This window comes from Streptomyces sp. NPDC002574 (assembly GCF_042889545.1).
Lineage (GTDB): Bacteria > Actinomycetota > Actinomycetes > Streptomycetales > Streptomycetaceae > Actinacidiphila.
On sequence record NZ_JBIARB010000001.1, the window covers coordinates 464,794 to 482,973 of the forward strand.

The following is an 18,180-nucleotide window of genomic DNA, read 5'->3' on the forward strand; positions in this document are numbered from 1 at the left end:
GGGGACGTGACGTCCCCGGGCCCCGGCGCGGTCACGCCGCCGCGGCGTCCGCGGCCTGTGCCTTCAGGGCACGGTCCACGCCCGCACGGCACTCGGTCACCATGCGGCGCAGCGCGGGCGCCCGGTCGGCCTCCGCCAGCCAGGCGTCGCTGGCGTCCAGCGTCGCCTGCGAGACCTGCAGCGCCGGGTACAGGCCGACGATGATCTGCTGGCCCATCTCGTGCGAGCGGGACTCGAAGATGCCGGCGATCGCCGCGAAGTACCGCGCCGTGTACGGCTCCAGCAGCTCGCGCTGGTCCGGCTCGGAGAAGCCGCCGATGACCGCTTCCTGAAGGGCGTTGGTCAGCGTCTCGGCCTCGACGACCGCGGCCCAGGCCTCGGCCTTGGCCTCGGCGGTCGGCCGGGCGGCGCGCGCGGTCGCCGCGTGCCGCTCGCCGGCGGCGGTGGCGTCCCGCTCCAGCTCCGCGGCGATGGCGGCCTCGTCGGCGCGGCCGGTGGCGGCCAGTCGCTCCAGCAGGCTCCAGCGCAGCTCGGTGTCGACCACCAGGCCCTCGACGACCTCGGAGCCGTCGAGCAGCGCGCCCAGCAGGTCCAGCTGGTCCTTGGTCCGCGCGGCGCTCGCGAAGGCGCGGGCCCAGGCCAGCTGATGGTCGCTGCCGGGGGCGGCCGCGCGCAGGTGCTCCACCGTGGCCTCGGTCCAGCGGGCCAGCCCGGTCTCGCGCCACTCGGGGGCGGCGTACAGCTCCAGTGCCGTCTTCACCTGCCGGTGCAGCGACTGCACGACGCCGATGTCGGACTCCTTGCCGATGCCGGAGAGCACCAGCTCCAGGTAGTCGCGGGTGGCCAGTTCGCCGTCGCGGGTCATGTCCCAGGCCGAGGCCCACACCAGCGCGCGCGGCAGCGACTCGGTGAAGTCGCCGAGGTGGTCGCGGACGGTGGCCAGCGAGACCTCGTCGAGGCGCACCTTGGCGTACGACAGGTCGTCGTCGTTGAGCAGCACGACCGCCGGGCGCCGGGTGCCCACCAGCTCGGGCACCGCCGTCAGTTCGCCGTCGATGTCCAGCTCGACGCGCTGGACGCGCACCAGCTTGCCGTCGCGCAGGTCGTACGCGCCGACCGCGATGCGGTGCGGCCGCAGGATGGACTCGCCCTTGGCGCCGGCCGGCAGCGCCGGGGCCTCCTGGCGCACGGCGAAGGAGGTGATGGTGCCGTCGGCGGCGGTCTCGATCTCCGGGCGGAGGATGTTGATGCCGGCGGTCTCCAGCCACTTCTTCGACCAGGTCTTCAGGTCGCGGCCGGAGGTCTCCTCCAGGGCGGACAGCAGGTCGGTCAGGCGGGTGTTCTTCCAGGCGTGGCGCTTGAAGTACGCCTGCACGCCGGTGAAGAACTCGTCCATGCCGACGTAGGCCACCAGCTGCTTCAGGACGGAGGCGCCCTTGGCGTAGGTGATGCCGTCGAAGTTGACCTGGACGTCCTGGAGGTCGTTGATCTCCGCCATGATCGGGTGGGTGGACGGCAGCTGGTCCTGCCGGTACGCCCAGGTCTTCATGGAGTTGGCGAAGGTGGTCCAGGAGTGCGGCCACTTGCTGCCGGGCGCGTAGGCCTGGCAGGCGATGGAGGTGTAGGTGGCGAACGATTCGTTCAGCCACAGGTCGTTCCACCACTCCATGGTGACGAGGTCGCCGAACCACATGTGGGCGAGCTCGTGCAGGATCGTCTCGGCCCGCACCTCGTAGGCGGCGTCCGTCACCTTGGAGCGGAAGACGTACTGGTCGCGGATGGTGACCGCGCCCGCGTTCTCCATGGCGCCGGCGTTGAACTCCGGCACGAAGAGCTGGTCGTACTTCGCGAAGGGGTACGGGAAGTCGAACTTCTCCTCGAACCAGTCGAAGCCCTGCCGGGTGACCGCGAAGATCGCGTCCGCGTCGAGGAACTCGGCCAGCGACGGGCGGCAGTACAGGCCGAGCGGCACGGTGCGCCCGCCCTCGCCCTCCCAGGTGCTGTGCACGGCGTAATAGGGGCCGGCGATCAGCGCGGTGATGTACGTGGAGATCCGCGGGGTCGGCGCGAAGCTCCACGTGTTGTCGACCGGCTCGGGGGTCGCGGAGTTGGAGATGACCGTCCAGCCCGCCGGGGCCTTCACGGTGAAGGCGAACGTCGCCTTGAGGTCGGGCTGCTCGAAGTTGGCGAAGACGCGGCGCGCGTCGGGCACCTCGAACTGGGTGTAGAGGTAGGCCTGCTTGTCGACCGGGTCGACGAAGCGGTGCAGGCCCTCGCCGGTGTTGGTGTACGCCGCGTCGGCGACGACCCGCAGCTCGTTGGGGCCGGCCTCCAGCGAGGGCAGCGCGATGCGGCTGTCCGCGAAGACCTCGGCCGGGTCGAGCGCGGTGCCGTTGAGCACCACCTCGAGGACGGCCGGAGCGACCAGGTCGATGAAGGTCGAGGCACCCGCCTCGGCGGACTCGAAGCGCACCGTGGTCACCGACCGGAAGGTGCCGCCGTCCTGGGCCCCGCTCAGGTCGAGCTCGATTTCGTACGCGTCCACGGTCAGCAGGCGCGCACGCCGGCGCGCCTCCTCACGTGTGAGGTTCGTGCCAGGCACGTTTCCGTCTCCTTCGTCGGTTTTTCGGCCATCCTCGCACGCGAGGGGTGCCGGGCGGCCAGGGGTTTTCCCTCGACCGGCGGACCGTTCCCCCTATGGGCGGCGGCTACCGGAGGTACGGGGCCGCGCACCACCGGGACGGGAGGGGAAGAAGGGCCCCCGGATGCGTTGACACGCGCTTCCGGCGGGTGATGGGCTGTCGCGAACATGACCCGGGGCAGGAGAACCGCCGCAGCGAGAACGGCCGCGATCGTCGCCGCCGTGGTCGGCGGCATGCTGGGCGCGTCGCCCGGCGCACTGGCCGCGCCGCCCGCCGCCCCCGCCACCCTGCCGGACGCGGCGGCCACCGCCGATGCGGCGGCCCGCTCCACCGCGCTCCCCGCGGTCCACCCCACGCCCCAGGTGATGCGTGAACAGGGCGGCCTCACCGCCGTCCCGGACACCGTCACCCTGGTCGCCGGCCCGGGCGCCGACCCCTACGCGCTGGACGTGCTCCGCCGGATCCTGCGCGAGGCCGGGGCGCGGGACCTGCGCGACAGCGCGGACGTCCCGCGGGGCGGTCTGACGGTGTACGCCGACGGCCCCGGCGCGGACACCGCGCTCCGCGCGCTGGGGGCCCCGCCCGTGGGGGACCTGCCCTCCGGGGGCTACCGGCTGGCCGTGGGACACGTCCTCGGCCACGGCACCGTGGCCCTGGCCGGCACGGGCGAGGACGGGCTGTTCCACGCGGCGCAGACACTGCGTCAGCTCGTGACGCCGCGCGGCCTGCCCGGCGTCGTCGTGCGCGACTGGCCGGTGGCGAGTGCCCGCGGCATCTCCGAGAGCTTCTACGGCGAGCCGTGGACGGGTGAGCAGCGCCTGTCGCAGATCGACTTCCTGGGCCGCACCAAGCAGAACCGCTACCTCTACGCCCCCGGCGACGACCCCTACCGCCAGGAACTGTGGCGCGAGCCCTACCCCGCCGCGCGCCGGGCGGACTTCCGCGCCCTGGCGGAGCGCGCCCGGGCCAACCACGTCGCGTTGATCTGGGCCGTGACGCCCGGCCAGGCGCTGTGCTTCTCCTCGCAGGAGGACCGCAGGGCGCTGCTGCGCAAGATCGACGCGATGTGGGCCCTGGGCGTTCGCGGCTTCCAGCTCCAGTTCCAGGACGTCAGCTACAGCGAGTGGCACTGCCGGGCGGACGGCCGCCGGTACGGCGACGGCCCGCGCGCGGCCGCCCGCGCCCAGGCGGAGGTCGCGAACGCCGTCGCCCGCCATCTGGAGGGCCGGCAGGGCGAGGGCGGCATACCGTTCTCGCTGCTGCCCACGGAGTACTACCAGGACGGCGCCACCGACTTCCGCCACGAACTCGCACGGACGCTGGACAGCTCCGTCGAGGTGGCCTGGACCGGCGTCGGTGTCGTGCCGGAGACGATCACGGGCGCGCAGGTCGCCGGCGCGCAGGACGTGTTCCACCACGCGCTGCTGACGATGGACAACTACCCGGTCAACGACTGGGCGGACGACCGCATCTTCCTCGGCCCCTACACCGGGCGTGAGCCGGCCGTCGCGGCCGCCACGGCCGGACTGCTGGCGACCGCGATGCGGCAGCCCTCGGCGTCCCGGATCGCGCTGTTCACGGCCGCGGACTACGCCTGGAACCCGCACGGCTACGACCGCGCCTCGTCCTGGCGGGCCGCCGTCGACGACCTGGCGGGCACCGACCCGGCCGCGCGCGGCGCGCTGCGCGCTCTCGCGGGCAACGAGGCCTCCTCCGCGCTGGACGACAGCGAGTCGGCGTATCTGCGGCCGCTGCTGCAGGAGTTCCTGGACGCGTACGAGCACGGGAGCGACAAGCGGCTGCACGGCGCGGCGGACCGGCTCCGCGCCGCCTTCACCACGATGAGCGGCGCCCCGGAACGGCTGGACGGCCTGGCCGAAGGTACCTTCGGCAGCGAAGTGCGGCCCTGGCTCAGCCAGTTGGCGCGCTACGGATCCGCCGGGGAGCACGCGGTGGACATGCTGCTGGGAATGCGCGAGGGCGACGGCACCGGCGCGTGGAAGGACCGGCTCGCCCTGGAGCGGGCGCGGCGGCGGATCGCGCAGAGCCCGGTGACCGTGGGCGACGGGGTACTGAACCCGTTCCTGGCCAAGGCCCTGGCCACGGCGGACGCCTGGACCGGGGTCGGGAGCGAGAGCGGCACCGCCACCGCGACCCTCGGCTCGGCGCGTGCCACCGAACCGTCCCTCATGACCGACGGCGAGGACTCGACCGCCTGGGCCAGCGACGCCCCGCCGCAGCAGGGCGACACCTTCGGGGTGGACCTGGGCAGCGCCCGCGAGATCCGCGAGGTGCGGATCGTCATGGGCTCCGCGCAACCCGGCCCGGAACAGGACGACTACCTGAACCAGGCGGTGCTGGAGTACTCCGCGGGCGACGGCGCCGGCTGGCGGCCGGTCACCGACGTCACCGGCGAACGCACCGTCACCGCGACCCTGCCGCAGGGCACCCGGGCCCGCTACGTACGGCTGCGGGCCACCGCCGCGCAGGAGAACGCCGTCACCGTGCGGGAGTTCACGGTGACCACCGGGGACGGCCACGAACCCGCGGTCTCCGCGGGCGACCCGGCGGCCGGGGCCGCCGCCGACGGCGACGCGACCACGGCGTACCGCGTGCCGGCGGACGGACTGACCCTGGAGTACGGCGCGGCCCGCCCCCTGGAGGCGCTGACCGTGCTGACCGGCCCCGAGGGCGGCGCGGGCGGGGCCGTCGAGGCCCGCGTGCCCGGGCAGGGCTGGCGCCGGCTCGGCGAGCTGGGCAGCGGCTGGACCGAACTCCCCGCGAACGGCCTGCGGGTGGACGCGGTGCGGGTCACCCCGGCGCCAGGGACGCGGGCACCGGTCGTCCACGAGATCGTGCCCTGGTACGCGGACGGGCCCGCCGCCCGGATGACCCTGGACCGTACCGAGGCCGACGTCGAGGCCGGTGGCCCGCCCGCGACGGTCACCGCCGAACTGACCGACGCCTCCCCGGGGGCAGCGCGGGTGACGCTGACGGCCAAGGCCCCGCCGGGAGTGCGCGCGGTGGCCCCCGGCGACATAGAACTGCCGCGCGGCGGCAGGGTCGTGGTGCCGGTGAAGCTGTCGCTCCCCGAGGACGGCGTGCCGGGCGTCTACGAGGTGCCGCTGGAGTTCCGCGCCGAGGGCCGCACGGTCCGGCAGACCGTCACCGTGCACGCCTACCCGCGCACCGGCGGACCGGACCTCGCGCAGGGCGCCACCGCCACCTCCTCCGGCGACGAGACCGGGGACTTCCCCGCGTCCGCGCTCACCGACGGCGACCCCGCCACCCGCTGGTCCTCCCCCGCGCAGGACGACGCGTGGGTGCAGGCGGAGCTGCCGCGGCCGGCCTGGATCGGCCGGGTGACGCTGCGCTGGCAGGACGCGTACGCCTCCCGCTACACCATCCTGACCTCGGCCGACGGGCAGAACTGGCACACGGCCGCCACCGTCGACGACGGCCACGGCGGCACCGAGTCGGTGCGCCTGGACGCACCCGCCGACACGCGCTTCCTCCGCGTGCAGGGCGTGGAGCGCGGCACGAAGTACGGCTACTCGCTGTACTCGCTCCAGGCCTTCGCCGTCACGGGCTGAGCACACCTCCACGGCACCTTCCGGCGGAACCGCTTGCTCTGCTGATCAGGCACCTGCCACTATTCACTCAGTACATGTAGTCAGTGAACAGGGGGTGGGCGCCGATGAGCACCGGCAACACGCTGCTGGGACTGCTCGCCACGGGGCCCGGCCACGGGTACGACCTGAAGCGGCGGCACGACGAACGCTTCCCGCAGGCCCGCCCGCTCGCCTACGGGCAGGTCTACACAACGCTGCAGCGCCTGGTCCGCGACGGCCTCGCCGAGGTCGACGCCACCGGGAGCGAGGGCGGGCCCGAGCGGACCACGTACCGGCTCACCGAGCAGGGCACCGGCACGCTGCTCGACTGGCTCGCCGAACCCGTACCGCCCGCGCCCGTCACCGCGGCGAACGAGATCTTCGCCAAGGTCACGGCGATCATCGCCTCCGGCCACGGCGACCCGGCGGACTTCCTGCGCGCCCAGCGCGCCGCCCACCTCGCCCGGATGCGCGAGCTCACCGCCGTCAAGACCGCGCCCGGCGCCCCGCTGTCCGCCGTGCTCTCCGCCGACTACGCCCTCACCCATCTCGACGCCGACCTGCGCTGGATGGACAACGCCGCGCAGCGCCTCGGCGGACTGGCCGAGGAGGTCACCTCCGCATGACCCCACCCCTGATCGAGGCCCGCGGCCTGGTCAAGCGCTACGGCACGACCGACGCCCTGCGCGGTGCGTCGCTGCGCCTGCACCCCGGCGAGATCCTTGCCGTCAGCGGCCCGAGCGGCAGCGGCAAGTCCACGCTGCTGCACTGCCTGTCGGGCATCGTCCGGCCGGACGAGGGCGAGGTGCGGTACGGCGACGAGCGCCTCGACCAGGCGGGCGAGACCCGCCGCACGACGCTGCGGCGCACCGACTTCGGCATCGTCTTCCAGTTCGGGCAGCTGGTCGGCGAACTGACCGCGCTCGACAACGTGGCGCTGCCGCTGCTGCTGGCCGGCACCTCCCGCACGGCCGCCCACGCCCGCGCCCGGGAGTGGCTGGAGCGCTTCGGCGTCGGCGACCGGGCCGCCCTGCGCCCCGGCGAGCTGTCCGGCGGCCAGGGCCAGCGCGTCGCCCTGGCCCGCGCCATGGTCACCGCCCCCCGGGCCGTCTTCGCCGACGAGCCGACCGGCGCCCTGGACTCCCTCGCAGGCGAGCAGGTCATGACCGCCCTCGTGCAGGCCGCCCGCGAGGCCGGCACCGCCGTACTGCTCGTCACCCACGACGCCCAGGTCGCCGCCTACGCCGACCGCGAGGTCACCGTCCGCGACGGCGCCGTGGAGGACGAGCCCGCGCAGGTGCTCCGGTGACCGCGCTGCGCGCCGACGCCCGGCTGGCCTGGTCGCTGCTGCGCGGCTCCCCGCGCGGCGAGTGGTGGCGCCTCGGCCTCACGGCGGCGGCCACGGCGCTGGGCACGGTCTTCGCGCTGGCGGCCACGGTCGTCGCGGTGATCGGCACCCGGTTCGGGGGCGGGGTGCCTCACTACACCAATGACCTGCTCAACGAGTCCGGCCTGCGGCCGGGTGTGATCACCGCGTTCCTGCTCCTGGTCGTCCCGGTGCTCGCCCTCGTGTGGCAGTGCACCCGCATCGGCGCCGCGCGCCGAGAGCGCCGGCTCGCCGCGCTCCGCCTTGCCGGTGCCACTCCCGGTCAGGTCCGGCGGATCTCCGCGCTGGAAACGGGCACCGTCGGCGCGGCGGGAGCGGTGCTGGGCCTGGCCGCGTTCATGGCGCTGCGGGCGGTCGCGGAGGCCTCCTGGAACGGGCGTGGGCAGCGCACCTGGCCCACCGACGTGCCGGTGCCGTGGGCGGCGGCCGTCACCGTCGTGATCGGGGTACCGCTGCTGGCCACGCTCGGAGCGTGGGCCGCGCTGCGACGGGCGCGTGCCGATCCGCCGGCCACGGCCGGGTACGGGCGCCGGCCCCGTGCTTCGGGGACGGTCCGGCTGCTGCTGGGCCCGTCGGCGCTGCTCGCCGGCGCAGGGCTGGGATGGGTGACGCTCTCCGCGGGCCAGGACGGCACGTCGTCGGCGTTGATGTCGGTGGCCGTCCTCGCCCTCGTCGTCCTCGGCCTGCTCCGGAGCACCGCCGCGCTGGCGATGTTCACCGGACGGCTGGCCGCCCGCTCCGGCCGTCCCGCCCTGCTGATCGCCGGGGAACGGCTGCGGGCCGACCCCTGGGCGTCGGCGCGTGCCCACACGGCGGTCATGCTCGCCGCGCTGGTGGGATCCGGGTGGGTGGCCATGCGCACGATGACGGTCCGGGCGCTGACCGTCGACCGGAACTACCCGGCCGGTGACGTCACGTTCTACATCGGCGGCTACGACCTCGCCGGGCTGGCGCTGCTGATGGGGGTGGCGGTCACGGTCAGCGGGCTCGTCGTGGGGGTCGTCGATTCCGTGACGACCCGCCGCCGGACCCTGGCCGCGCTGGCTGCGGCCGGGAGCCCCCGAGGGGTGCTGGGACGGGCCCTGCTGCTGGAGACCGCCCTGCCCCTCACCCCGGCGGTCCTGCTGGGCGGGCTGTGCGGGCTGGCGGTCGCGGCCCCGTTCGCCGTCGGCTTGGGGCAGTCCCTGCCGCTCCTGGAGCCGGTCCTGATCACGGTCGGCATGCTGGCCGCGGCCCTGCTGGCCACCGCCACCTCACTGCCGCTGCTGCGCCGCACCGCGCACCCCGCGCAGCTGCGGCAGGAGTAGGACGACGCGCCGACGCACCGACGCGGGCCCACGGGCCCGGGACCGCCGCGAGGGCGGCCCGGGGCTCATGGGCCCGCGTCGGGCAACACAAAGGCCCGGTCTCAGGCGGATATGCCGTCGATCCGGGCCAGGGCGTCGTCCGCGCCGAATGGCTGCAGGTATGGCAGCCAGCGCGGGTCCCTATGCCCCGTCCCGATGATCCGCCAGGCGAGGCCGGACGGCGGGGCGGGCTGATGGCGCATGCGCCAGCCGAGCTCGGCGACATGCCGGTCGGCCTTGAGATGGTTGCACCGGCGGCAGGCAGCGACCACGTTCTCCCACGTGTGCTGGCCTCCACGGCTGCGCGGGATCACGTGGTCGACGCTGGTTGCGACGCCTCCGCAGTACGCGCACCGGCCGCCGTCCCGGGCGAAGAGCGCCCGCCGGGTCAGGGGCACGGGGCCGCGAAAGGGGACTCGGACGAATTTGGTGAGCTTGACAACACTGGGTGCGGGGACGGAACAGGTCGCGCTGTGCATATAAGCGCCGGATTCCTCGAGGCACACGGCCTTCTTGTTCAGCACGAGGATCAGTGCGCGGCGGAGCGGTACGACGCCGAGCGGCTCGTACGACGCATTGAGGACCAGGACATGCGGCACGGGTGCCTCCTTTTACGCCGGCGGCGCGTGGCTCGCGCCGGGACGATCTGCCCACAGTCTCTCCGGAAGCCTGGCCGCGGCGCCACCATGACCGGGTAACGGACCGAGGGTGTTTTCGACCACACCCCTTTACATGCCCTGAATCAGCGCACGTCGCTCTCGAACGAGGCAACGAGACACATCGTTTACCCCGTTAGTGTGGGAAGCCTGCCCAACCCGGAGGTTCCCGCCTGTGTCCACACCGCTCGCCACCGCCTCGACCATTGACGACGCCCAGAAATCCGCCGACGGCGCGGCCGATTACATCGGTCAGAACTGGGCGGACTGGCTCGGCGCGGGTCTGCGGATCGTGCTGATCCTGGTCATCGCGCTGGTACTGCGGGTGATCGTGCGGCGGATGCTGACCAAGGTGATCGAGCGGATGAACCGCGGCGCCGAGGCCGCCGCGTCCGGCGCGCTGAGCGGGCTGCTGGTCAACGCCGAACGTCGGCGGCAGCGCAGCGAGGCGATCGGCTCGGTGCTGCGCAGCGTGGCCTCGTTCGTGATCATGGGAACGGCCGCGCTGACCGTGCTGTCGGTGCTCCAGATCAATCTGGCCCCGCTGCTGGCCAGTGCCGGTGTGGCCGGTGTCGCCATCGGTTTCGGCGCGCGCAACCTGGTGACGGACTTCCTCTCCGGGGTCTTCATGATCCTGGAGGACCAGTACGGCGTGGGCGACGTCATCGATGCGGGCGTGGCCAGCGGCACGGTGATCGAGGTCGGGCTGCGGGTGACGAAGCTGCGCGGCGACAACGGCGAGATCTGGTACATCCGCAACGGCGAGGTCAAGCGCATCGGCAACCTCAGCCAGGGCTGGGCGACGGCGACGGTGGACGTGCGGATCGGCTACCACGAGGACCTGGACCGGGCGCGGGCCCTGATCCTGCAGGCGGCCGAGGAAATGGCCAAGACCCAGCCCTGGGACGAGGTGCTCTGGGAGCCGGTCGAGGTGCTGGGGCTGGAGTCGGTGACCGCGTACTCGATGGTGCTGCAGGCGCAGGCCAGGACAATGCCCGGCAAGGCGCTGTCGGCCGCGCGCGAGCTGCGCTGGCGGATCAAGCGGACCTTCGACGAGGCCGGGATCGCGATCGTCGGCGGCCTCCCGGCGGCGACGGACGACGAGGCCGGGGTCGACCCCACGGCCGGCATCGCCGCACCGTCGGCGCTGGCCAACCCCGTGTCGCCGCAGGCACTCGCGGCGCAGCCGCTGCCGACCAGCACCACGAAGTGACCTGACGGACCGGGCGCACGCGCCCCGGATCGCAAGGGGGCGCCGGGCAGTTGCCCGGCGCCCCCTTTTCACGCCTTGGCGCCCCTGATAACACTTTGACGCCGTCCCTGATCCACCCTTGACGCTCCCGGCGCCGGGCGCCTACCTTGCCTTTCACCAACAGGAAAGTTTACTAACTACCAACGCGTCACAGCCCGAACACGAACCCCATCCAGCCCGTCCGCCCGTGCCGTAGCGTGCGGCGCACGAGCCGTCGACACGAGGAAGGACGAGACTGTGGCCGGTACCCCCGGAGCCCCCGGCACCCCCGGCACGCCCGGCACGCCGCGCGTCCTGCGCGCCATGAACGACCGCGCCGCCCTCGACCTGCTCCTCGAACACGGCACCCTGTCCCGCACCCGGATCGGCAAGCTCACCGGCCTGTCGAAACCGACCGCCTCACAGCTGCTGGCCCGGCTGGAGTCCGCCGGGCTGGTGGTCGCCACCGGCACCACCGCCGGCCGGCCGGGCCCCAACGCCCAGCTGTACTCGGTCAACCCCGCCGCCGCGTACGTCGCCGGGCTCGACGTGACCACCGAGCACATCCGTGCCGCGGTCGCCGACATCACCGGCACCGTCACCGGCGAGTTCGAACTGCCGACCCCGGGGCGCAGCCGGCGCTCCCACGGCGCCGTCGAGCAGGTGGCGCAGGCGGTCGACGGCGCGGTGAAGGCCGCCGGCCTGCACCTGACCGACCTGCACCGGATCGTCGTCGGCACCCCGGGCGCCTTCGACCCGAGCACCGGGCGGCTCCGCTACGCCAGCCATCTCCCCGGCTGGCACTCCCCCACCCTGCTGGAGGAACTGGCCGCGGCCCTGCCCGTGCCCCTGGAGTACGACAACGACGTGAACCTCGCCGCCGTCGCCGAGCAGCGGCTCGGCGCGGCCCACGGCCACGACGACTTCGTCCTGCTGTGGAACGAGGAGGGCATCGGCGCCGCCGTCGTCATCGGCGGCCGGCTGCACCGCGGCCGGACCGGCGGCGCGGGCGAGGTGGGCTTCATGCCGGTGCCCGGCACGCCCCTGGTCCGGCACGTGGCCAAGGCCAACGCCGGCGGCTTCCAGGAACTCGCGGGCTGCAACGCCGTGTTGCGGATCGCCCGCGAGCTGGGGCTGACCGTCCCCCGCGGTACCCAGGCCGGAGCGGCCTCGGCGCTGCTGTCCTCGGCGGCCGCGGTCACCGGGAACGGCGACCCCAGCGGCGACGGCGGCGGCACAGAAGACGGCGGCGGCCCGCAGGCGGAACTGCTGCGGCGCTTCGCGACCGGGCTCGCCATCGGCCTCGCCTCACTGGTGACCGTACTCGACCCCGAACTGATCGTCCTGGCCGGCGGAGTGATCGCCGCCGGCGGGGAACCCCTGCGCGCACTGGTCCAGGCGGAACTGGCCGAACTGGCCGTGCCCCGGCCCCGGCTGGTGCTCGGCGCCGTGCCGGAACACCCCGTTCTGAGCGGGGCACTGCAGAGCGCCCTCGCCACCACCCGCGACGAGGTGTTCGACACCTCCCGCTGAACCGAACCGCCCGCCCACCACCCGCACACGCAGCGGGGGTCACCCGTCACCGGCACCACCCGGCGGGCCCCTCCGCAGGCATCGCACACCCTCGAACCGCCCCCGAAGTCCCCGGAGGAAGCGAAGTGTCCGGTTCCACCAAGAAGGCCGCGGCCGCCATCGCCGCCGCCGCCGCGATATCCCTGCTGACGAGCGCGTGTACGGGCTCCAGCAACAACACGGCGAGCGACGACCCCAACAAGGACGTCACCATCACCTTCTGGCACGGCTGGTCCGCGCCGAGCGAGGTGAAGGCGATCAGCGCCAACGTCACGGCGTTCGAAAAGGCGCACCCCCACATCCACGTCAAGGTGCAGGGCAACATCACCGACGACAAGATCAACCAGGCGCTGCGGGCCGGCGGCCCGAACGCCCCGGACGTGGTCTCCTCCTTCACCACCGACAACGTCGGCAAGTTCTGCTCGTCCAACGCCTTCGCCGACCTCGACCCCTTCCTGAAGAAGTCCGGCATCGACGCGGCGACGACCTTCCCCAAGCCGATGCTGGAGTACACCCAGTTCGAGGGGAAGCGCTGCACGCTGCCGCTGCTCGGCGACGCCTACGGCCTGTACTACAACAAGGACGCCTTCAAGGCCGCCGGAATCGCCGCCCCGCCCAAGACGCTGTCGGAGTTCAAGGCCGACGCCGTCAAGCTCACCAGGTCCAAGGGCGACTCCTACTCCCAGCTCGGCTTCATGCCCAACTTCCACGGCTACGAGTCGACCACCACGCACCTGGCCGCCCAGTGGGGCGCGAAGTACTTCGACGCCGACGGCAAGTCCAGCGTCGCCAAGGACCCCGGATTCGCGGCCATGTTCGCCTGGCAGCAGGACATGGTGAAGGCGCTCGGCGGCTTCGGGAAGCTGGAGAAGTACCGGTCCACCTTCGGTGACGAGTGGGGCGCCAAGAACCCCTTCCACACCGGCCAGGTGGCCATGGCGATGGACGGCGAGTGGCGGGCCGGCATGGCCAAGGAGTCCGGCGCGAAGTTCGACATCGGCGTCGCCCCCTTCCCCGTGCCGGACGACCAGGCCGACACCTACGGCAAGGGCTACCTGTCGGGGACGATCATCGGCATCGCCAACACCAGCGCCAAGAAGAACGCCGCCTGGGAACTGGTGAAGTACATGGCCACCGACACCGACGCGGTCGTCAACTTCGCCAACGCCATCCACAACGTGCCCTCCACGCTCGCCGCGCTGAAGTCGCCGAACCTGGACGCCGATCCGCTCTTCCGCACCTTCGTGGACATCGCGCAGAACCCCAACAGCACCACCACCCCCGCCAGCCTCAACGGCGGCACCTACCAGCTCACGCTGCAGGACTTCGGCTACGCCTACGAGTCCGGTAAGCAGTCCGACCTGACCGCCGGCCTCAAGGGCGTCGACACGCAGGTCGACAAGGACATCGCGCAGGCCCAGTGATGAGTGCGAGCGTCCACCCCCTGCTGAGGGCGAAGCGCCGCCGCGAGGCGCTTCGCAACCTCGCCTTCCTCTCCCCGTGGCTGATCGGCTTCAGCGTCTTCTTCGCCTACCCGCTGATCTCGACCGTCTACTTCTCCTTCATGAAGTACGACGGCTTCACCGCCCCGACCTGGAACGGCCTCAAGAACTGGTCGTACGTCTTCAACGACTACCCCTTCTTCTGGCCCGCGCTGCGCAACACCCTGTGGCTGGTCGTGGTCATGGTCAGCCTGCGGGTCGTCTTCGGCCTGGGCATCGGCCTGCTCATCACCAAGATCAAGACGGGTGCCGGGCTCTTCAGGACCGCCTTCTACCTGCCCTACCTGGCCCCGCCGGTCGCCGCGACGATGGCCTTCGCCTTCCTCCTCAACCCCGGCACCGGGCCGGTAAACCACCTGCTGGGCAGCATCGGCCTGCCGCAGCCCGGTTGGTTCAACGACCCGACCTGGTCCAAACCGGCCCTGACGCTGCTGGCCCTGTGGGGCATCGGCGACCTGATGGTGATCTTCATGGCCGCACTGCTCGACGTCCCCAAGGAGCAGTACGAGGCCGCGGAGCTGGACGGCGCCGGCGCCTGGTCCCGGTTCCGCTACGTCACCCTGCCGAACATCTCGCCCATCGTGATGTTCGCCGTGGTGACCGGGGTCATCCAGACCATGCAGTACTACACACAGCCCCTGGTCGCCGGAAAGGTCGCCAGCGGCATCATCGGCGGCTCCGGCCAGCAGTTCGAGCCCGGATATCCGGAGAAGTCCACGCTGACGCTGCCGCAGCTGGTCTACAACCTCGGCTTCCAGCGCTTCGACACCGGCGCGGCCTGCGTGATCGCTCTGGTGCTGTTCGCACTCGCCATGGTCTTCACCGCACTCCTGATGCGCCGCGGCAGCGGCTTCCTGTCGGCGGAGGACTGATCCCGATGACCCACGCGACTCTCGCCCCGCCCACCACCCCGACGACCGGCCTGCCGGACCGGTCCCGGCGGGCCGCGACCCGCCGGGCGGCGCTGCACTGGATCGCGGTGCACGCCCTCGGCATCGCCGCCGCCCTCTTCTTCGTCCTCCCGTTCGTCTTCGTCTTCCTCACCGCGGTGATGAGCGACAACCAGGCCCTGACCCGCGACCTGTGGCCCAGGGCCTGGGAATGGGGCAACTTCGGCACCGTCTGGGACACCCCGGGCTTCCTCACCTGGTGGCGCAACACCCTGCTGTACGCCGGCCTCGGCACCGTACTGACGGTCGTCTCCAGCACCCCGGTCGCCTACGCGCTCGCCAAGTTCCGCTTCCGCGGGCGGAATCTGTCGATGATGCTGGTGATCTCCACGATGATGCTGCCCCCGCAGGTCGTCATCGTCCCCATGTATCTCTTCTGGGCCAAGCAGCTGCACCTGTCGGGCACCCTGTGGCCGCTGATCATCCCGATGGCCTTCGGTGACGCGTTCACCATCTTCCTGCTGCGGCAATTCCTGCTCACCATCCCCAAGGAGTACACGGACGCGGCGCGGGTCGACGGTTGCGGCGAGCTGCGCACGATGCTGCGCGTCGTCCTGCCCATGGCGAAGCCCGCCATCGCCGCCGTGGCCCTGTTCCAGTTCTTCTACTGCTGGAACGACTACTTCGGGCCGCAGATCTACGCGAGCGAGAACCCGGCGGCCTGGACCCTGAGTTACGGCCTGGAGTCCTTCAAGGGCGCCCACCACACGAACTGGAACCTGACGATGGCCGCCACCGTGCTGGTCATGGCACCGGTGATCGTCGTCTTCTTCTTCGCGCAAAAAGCCTTCATCGAGGGCGTGACATTGACGGGAGTCAAGGGATGAAGCTGGCTGTCGTGGGCGGCGGGTCCACGTACACCCCCGAACTCATCGACGGGTTCGCGCGGTTGCGCGAGACCCTGCCGATCGAGGAGCTGGTCCTCGTCGACCCTGCCGAGGACCGGCTGCGGCTGGTCGGCGGCCTCGCCCGGCGGATCTTCGCCAAGCAGGACCACCCCGGGATCGTCACCACCACCTCCGATCTGGACGCGGGCGTGGCGGGTGCCGACGCCGTGCTGCTGCAGCTGCGGGTGGGCGGACAGGCCGCCCGCGCGCAGGATGAGACCTGGCCGCTGGAGTGCGGCTGCGTCGGCCAGGAGACCACCGGCGCCGGCGGGCTGGCCAAGGCCCTGCGCACCGTTCCGGTGGTGCTGGACATCGCGGAGCGGGTCCGCAGGGCCGCGCCCGATGCCTGGATCATCGACTTCACCAACCCGGTCGGCATCGTGACCCGGGCCCTGCTGCAGGCCGGGCACAAGGCCGTCGGCCTGTGCAACGTGGCGATCGGCTTCCAGCGGAAGTTCGCCTCCTTCCTGGGGGTGACCCCCGACCAGGTCCACCTGGACCACGTGGGCCTGAACCACCTCACCTGGGAACGCGGGGTGCGGATCGGCGGCCCCGGCGGCGAGGACGTGCTGCCCAAGCTGCTCGCCGCGCACGGCGACGCCATCGCCGACGACCTGCACCTGCCCAGGACCCTGCTGGACCGGCTCGGCGTCGTGCCCTCCTACTACCTGCGCTACTTCTACGCGCACGACGAGGTCGTGCGGGAACTGCGGTCGAAGCCGTCCCGGGCCGCCGAGGTGGCCGCGATCGAGGCCGAACTGCTGGAGATGTACGGGGACGAGAGCCTCGACGAGAAGCCGGAGCTGCTCTCCCGTCGCGGCGGCGCGTACTACTCCGAGGCCGCCGTGGCCCTGGCCTCCTCGCTGCTGCGGGACACCGGCGACGTCCAGGTCGTCAACACCCTCAACAACGGCACCCTGCCCTTCCTCCCCGACGACGCCGTCATCGAGGTGCCCGCCACCGTCGACGCGAGCGGGACGCACCCGCTGCCCGTCGCGCCGCTGGACCCGCTCTACAGCGGCCTGATCGCGAACGTCACCGCCTATGAGGACCTGGCCCTGACGGCCGCCGTGCACGGCGGCCGGGACCGCGTCTTCAAGGCGCTGCTGTCCCACCCCCTGATCGGTCAGCACGAGTACGCCGATGCCCTGACCGACCGTCTGATCGCGCACAACCGGGAGCACCTCGCGTGGATCTGAACCATCCCCTCGACGGGGGGGTCCTCGCGATCGACGCGGGCAACAGCAAAACCGATGTCGCCCTCGTCGCCGCCGACGGGTCGGTGCTCGGCACCGCCCGCGGCGGCGGCTTCCAGCCGCAGATCACCGGTGTGGAGGCGGCGGTCGAGGTGGTCGCCCGTATCGTCGAGCGGGCGGCCGACGCGGCCGGCACCGCCGTGCGCCCAGGTGAGCCGCTGGTGGGGCATGTCTCGGCCTGCCTGGCCAACGCCGACCTGCCCGTGGAGGAGCAGCAGCTCGAACGCGCCGTGCACGCCCGGGGGTGGGGTGTCACCACCCGTGTCGCCAATGACACCTTCGCGCTGCTGCGCGCGGGTGTGGACGAGCCGCGCGGCGTCGCCGTCGTCTGCGGCGCCGGCATCAACTGCGCGGGCATGCTGCCCGACGGCCGCACGGCCCGCTTCCCCGCCATCGGCCACCTCTCCGGTGACTGGGGCGGCGGATCGGGCCTTGCCGACGAGGCGCTGTGGTGGGCGGCGCGCGCCGAGGACGGGCGCGGCGGCCCCACCGCGCTGGCGGCCGCGCTGCCCGCGCACTTCGGGCTGACCTCGATGTACGCGCTGATAGAAGCACTGCACTTGGGACGCATTGATTTCTCCCGTAAGCACGAATTGACCCCTGTACTCTTCAAAACCGCGGAATCGGGCGATTCGGTTGCCCGGGCCATCGTGGAACGTCAGGCGGAGGAGATCGTGGTCATGGCCGCGGTCGCGCTGGACCGGCTCGGCCTGCTGGACGAGGAGGCCGATGTGGTGCTCGGCGGCGGTGTCCTGGCGGCCCGTCACCCGCTGCTGATGGACTCGGTGACCGCCCTGCTGGCCGCCCGCGCCCCGCGGGCCGTCCCGCGGGTCGTCGCCGCCCCGCCCGTCCTCGGTGCGGCGCTGCTCGGCCTGGACCGGTCCGGGGCCGGCGCCGAGGCGCAGGCCCGGCTGCGGGCGCACTACGAGCCGGTGGCGCCGGTGCCGTAGCCCACGCGCACGCCGGGAACCGAACACGCACCCGCGTGCGTGGTGAGCTGCGAGAGGGAACGCGCGAACGGGCCGGACGGGGGGCATCGACCGGGGCGGAACGGGCGGAACCGGCGGCAAGATCCACCCAATTCACGGGTGGATGTCGGCGCCGGCGGCCATACTGCTGGTCATGGGCTCGGCGCGCGTG

13 protein-coding genes are annotated in these 18,180 nt (G+C 72.6%); 11 read left to right on the top strand and 2 right to left on the bottom strand.

From position 1 onward, the window contains the following. Window positions 1–31: 31 nt before the first annotated feature. On the bottom strand, window positions 32–2,602 hold the full coding sequence (gene pepN, locus ACFYXS_RS02185; RefSeq protein ID WP_389242814.1) for an aminopeptidase N: 2,571 nt from the start codon (window positions 2,600–2,602) through the stop codon (window positions 32–34). Window positions 2,603–2,809: 207 nt separating this feature from the next. On the opposite strand from pepN, the gene ACFYXS_RS02190 reads away from it, so the two are divergent. The 4 genes from ACFYXS_RS02190 to ACFYXS_RS02205 all read left to right on the top strand — a co-directional run bounded on the left by ACFYXS_RS02190 (window position 2,810) and on the right by ACFYXS_RS02205 (window position 8,947). Next, window positions 2,810–6,235 (top strand): beta-N-acetylglucosaminidase domain-containing protein, encoded by a 3,426-nt coding sequence (locus tag ACFYXS_RS02190; RefSeq protein ID WP_389242816.1) that lies wholly within the window; start codon window positions 2,810–2,812, stop codon window positions 6,233–6,235. Between the two features lie 104 nt (window positions 6,236–6,339). Continuing rightward, complete coding sequence (locus ACFYXS_RS02195) at window positions 6,340–6,879, top strand: helix-turn-helix transcriptional regulator (protein WP_389242818.1); 540 nt, start codon at window positions 6,340–6,342, stop codon at window positions 6,877–6,879. Continuing rightward, window positions 6,876–7,562 carry an ABC transporter ATP-binding protein gene (locus ACFYXS_RS02200; RefSeq protein WP_389242820.1) on the top strand — a complete coding sequence of 229 codons (687 nt, stop codon included), beginning with the start codon at window positions 6,876–6,878 and terminating at the stop codon, window positions 7,560–7,562. Before ACFYXS_RS02195 ends, ACFYXS_RS02200 begins: the two co-directional genes overlap by 4 nt. Continuing rightward, window positions 7,559–8,947, top strand: a complete 1,389-nt coding sequence (locus tag ACFYXS_RS02205) for an FtsX-like permease family protein (RefSeq protein ID WP_389242822.1) — start codon at window positions 7,559–7,561, stop codon at window positions 8,945–8,947. The genes ACFYXS_RS02200 and ACFYXS_RS02205 overlap by 4 nt, the downstream gene beginning before the upstream one ends. Window positions 8,948–9,048: 101 nt before the next feature. Here the strand turns inward: ACFYXS_RS02205 and ACFYXS_RS02210 are convergent, their stop codons facing one another. Continuing rightward, window positions 9,049–9,585 carry an HNH endonuclease gene (locus tag ACFYXS_RS02210; protein WP_389242824.1) on the bottom strand — a complete coding sequence of 179 codons (537 nt, stop codon included), beginning with the start codon at window positions 9,583–9,585 and terminating at the stop codon, window positions 9,049–9,051. A gap of 232 nt (window positions 9,586–9,817) precedes the next feature. On the opposite strand from ACFYXS_RS02210, the gene ACFYXS_RS02215 reads away from it, so the two are divergent. The 7 genes from ACFYXS_RS02215 to ACFYXS_RS02245 all read left to right on the top strand — a co-directional run bounded on the left by ACFYXS_RS02215 (window position 9,818) and on the right by ACFYXS_RS02245 (window position 17,990). Then, complete coding sequence (locus ACFYXS_RS02215) at window positions 9,818–10,855, top strand: mechanosensitive ion channel family protein (protein ID WP_389242826.1); 1,038 nt, start codon at window positions 9,818–9,820, stop codon at window positions 10,853–10,855. 276 nt (window positions 10,856–11,131) lie between these two features. Continuing rightward, on the top strand, window positions 11,132–12,406 hold the full coding sequence (locus tag ACFYXS_RS02220; protein ID WP_389242828.1) for an ROK family protein: 1,275 nt from the start codon (window positions 11,132–11,134) through the stop codon (window positions 12,404–12,406). Between the two features lie 125 nt (window positions 12,407–12,531). Continuing rightward, window positions 12,532–13,869, top strand: coding sequence for an ABC transporter substrate-binding protein (locus ACFYXS_RS02225; RefSeq protein WP_389242830.1), 1,338 nt, complete (start codon window positions 12,532–12,534; stop codon window positions 13,867–13,869). Next, complete coding sequence (locus tag ACFYXS_RS02230; RefSeq protein ID WP_389242832.1) at window positions 13,869–14,819, top strand: carbohydrate ABC transporter permease; 951 nt, start codon at window positions 13,869–13,871, stop codon at window positions 14,817–14,819. Before ACFYXS_RS02225 ends, ACFYXS_RS02230 begins: the two co-directional genes overlap by 1 nt. A 5-nt stretch (window positions 14,820–14,824) precedes the next feature. Then, on the top strand, window positions 14,825–15,724 hold the full coding sequence (locus ACFYXS_RS02235) for a carbohydrate ABC transporter permease (RefSeq protein WP_389242834.1): 900 nt from the start codon (window positions 14,825–14,827) through the stop codon (window positions 15,722–15,724). Next, window positions 15,721–16,983: a 6-phospho-beta-glucosidase gene (locus ACFYXS_RS02240; RefSeq protein ID WP_389242836.1), complete on the top strand. Its 1,263-nt coding sequence runs from the start codon at window positions 15,721–15,723 to the stop codon at window positions 16,981–16,983. The genes ACFYXS_RS02235 and ACFYXS_RS02240 overlap by 4 nt, the downstream gene beginning before the upstream one ends. Beyond that, the gene (locus tag ACFYXS_RS02245; protein WP_389242838.1) at window positions 16,974–17,990 is read left to right on the top strand and encodes an N-acetylglucosamine kinase; all 1,017 of its coding nucleotides are present in this window, start codon (window positions 16,974–16,976) and stop codon (window positions 17,988–17,990) included. The genes ACFYXS_RS02240 and ACFYXS_RS02245 overlap by 10 nt, the downstream gene beginning before the upstream one ends. Window positions 17,991–18,180: the final 190 nt, after the last annotated feature.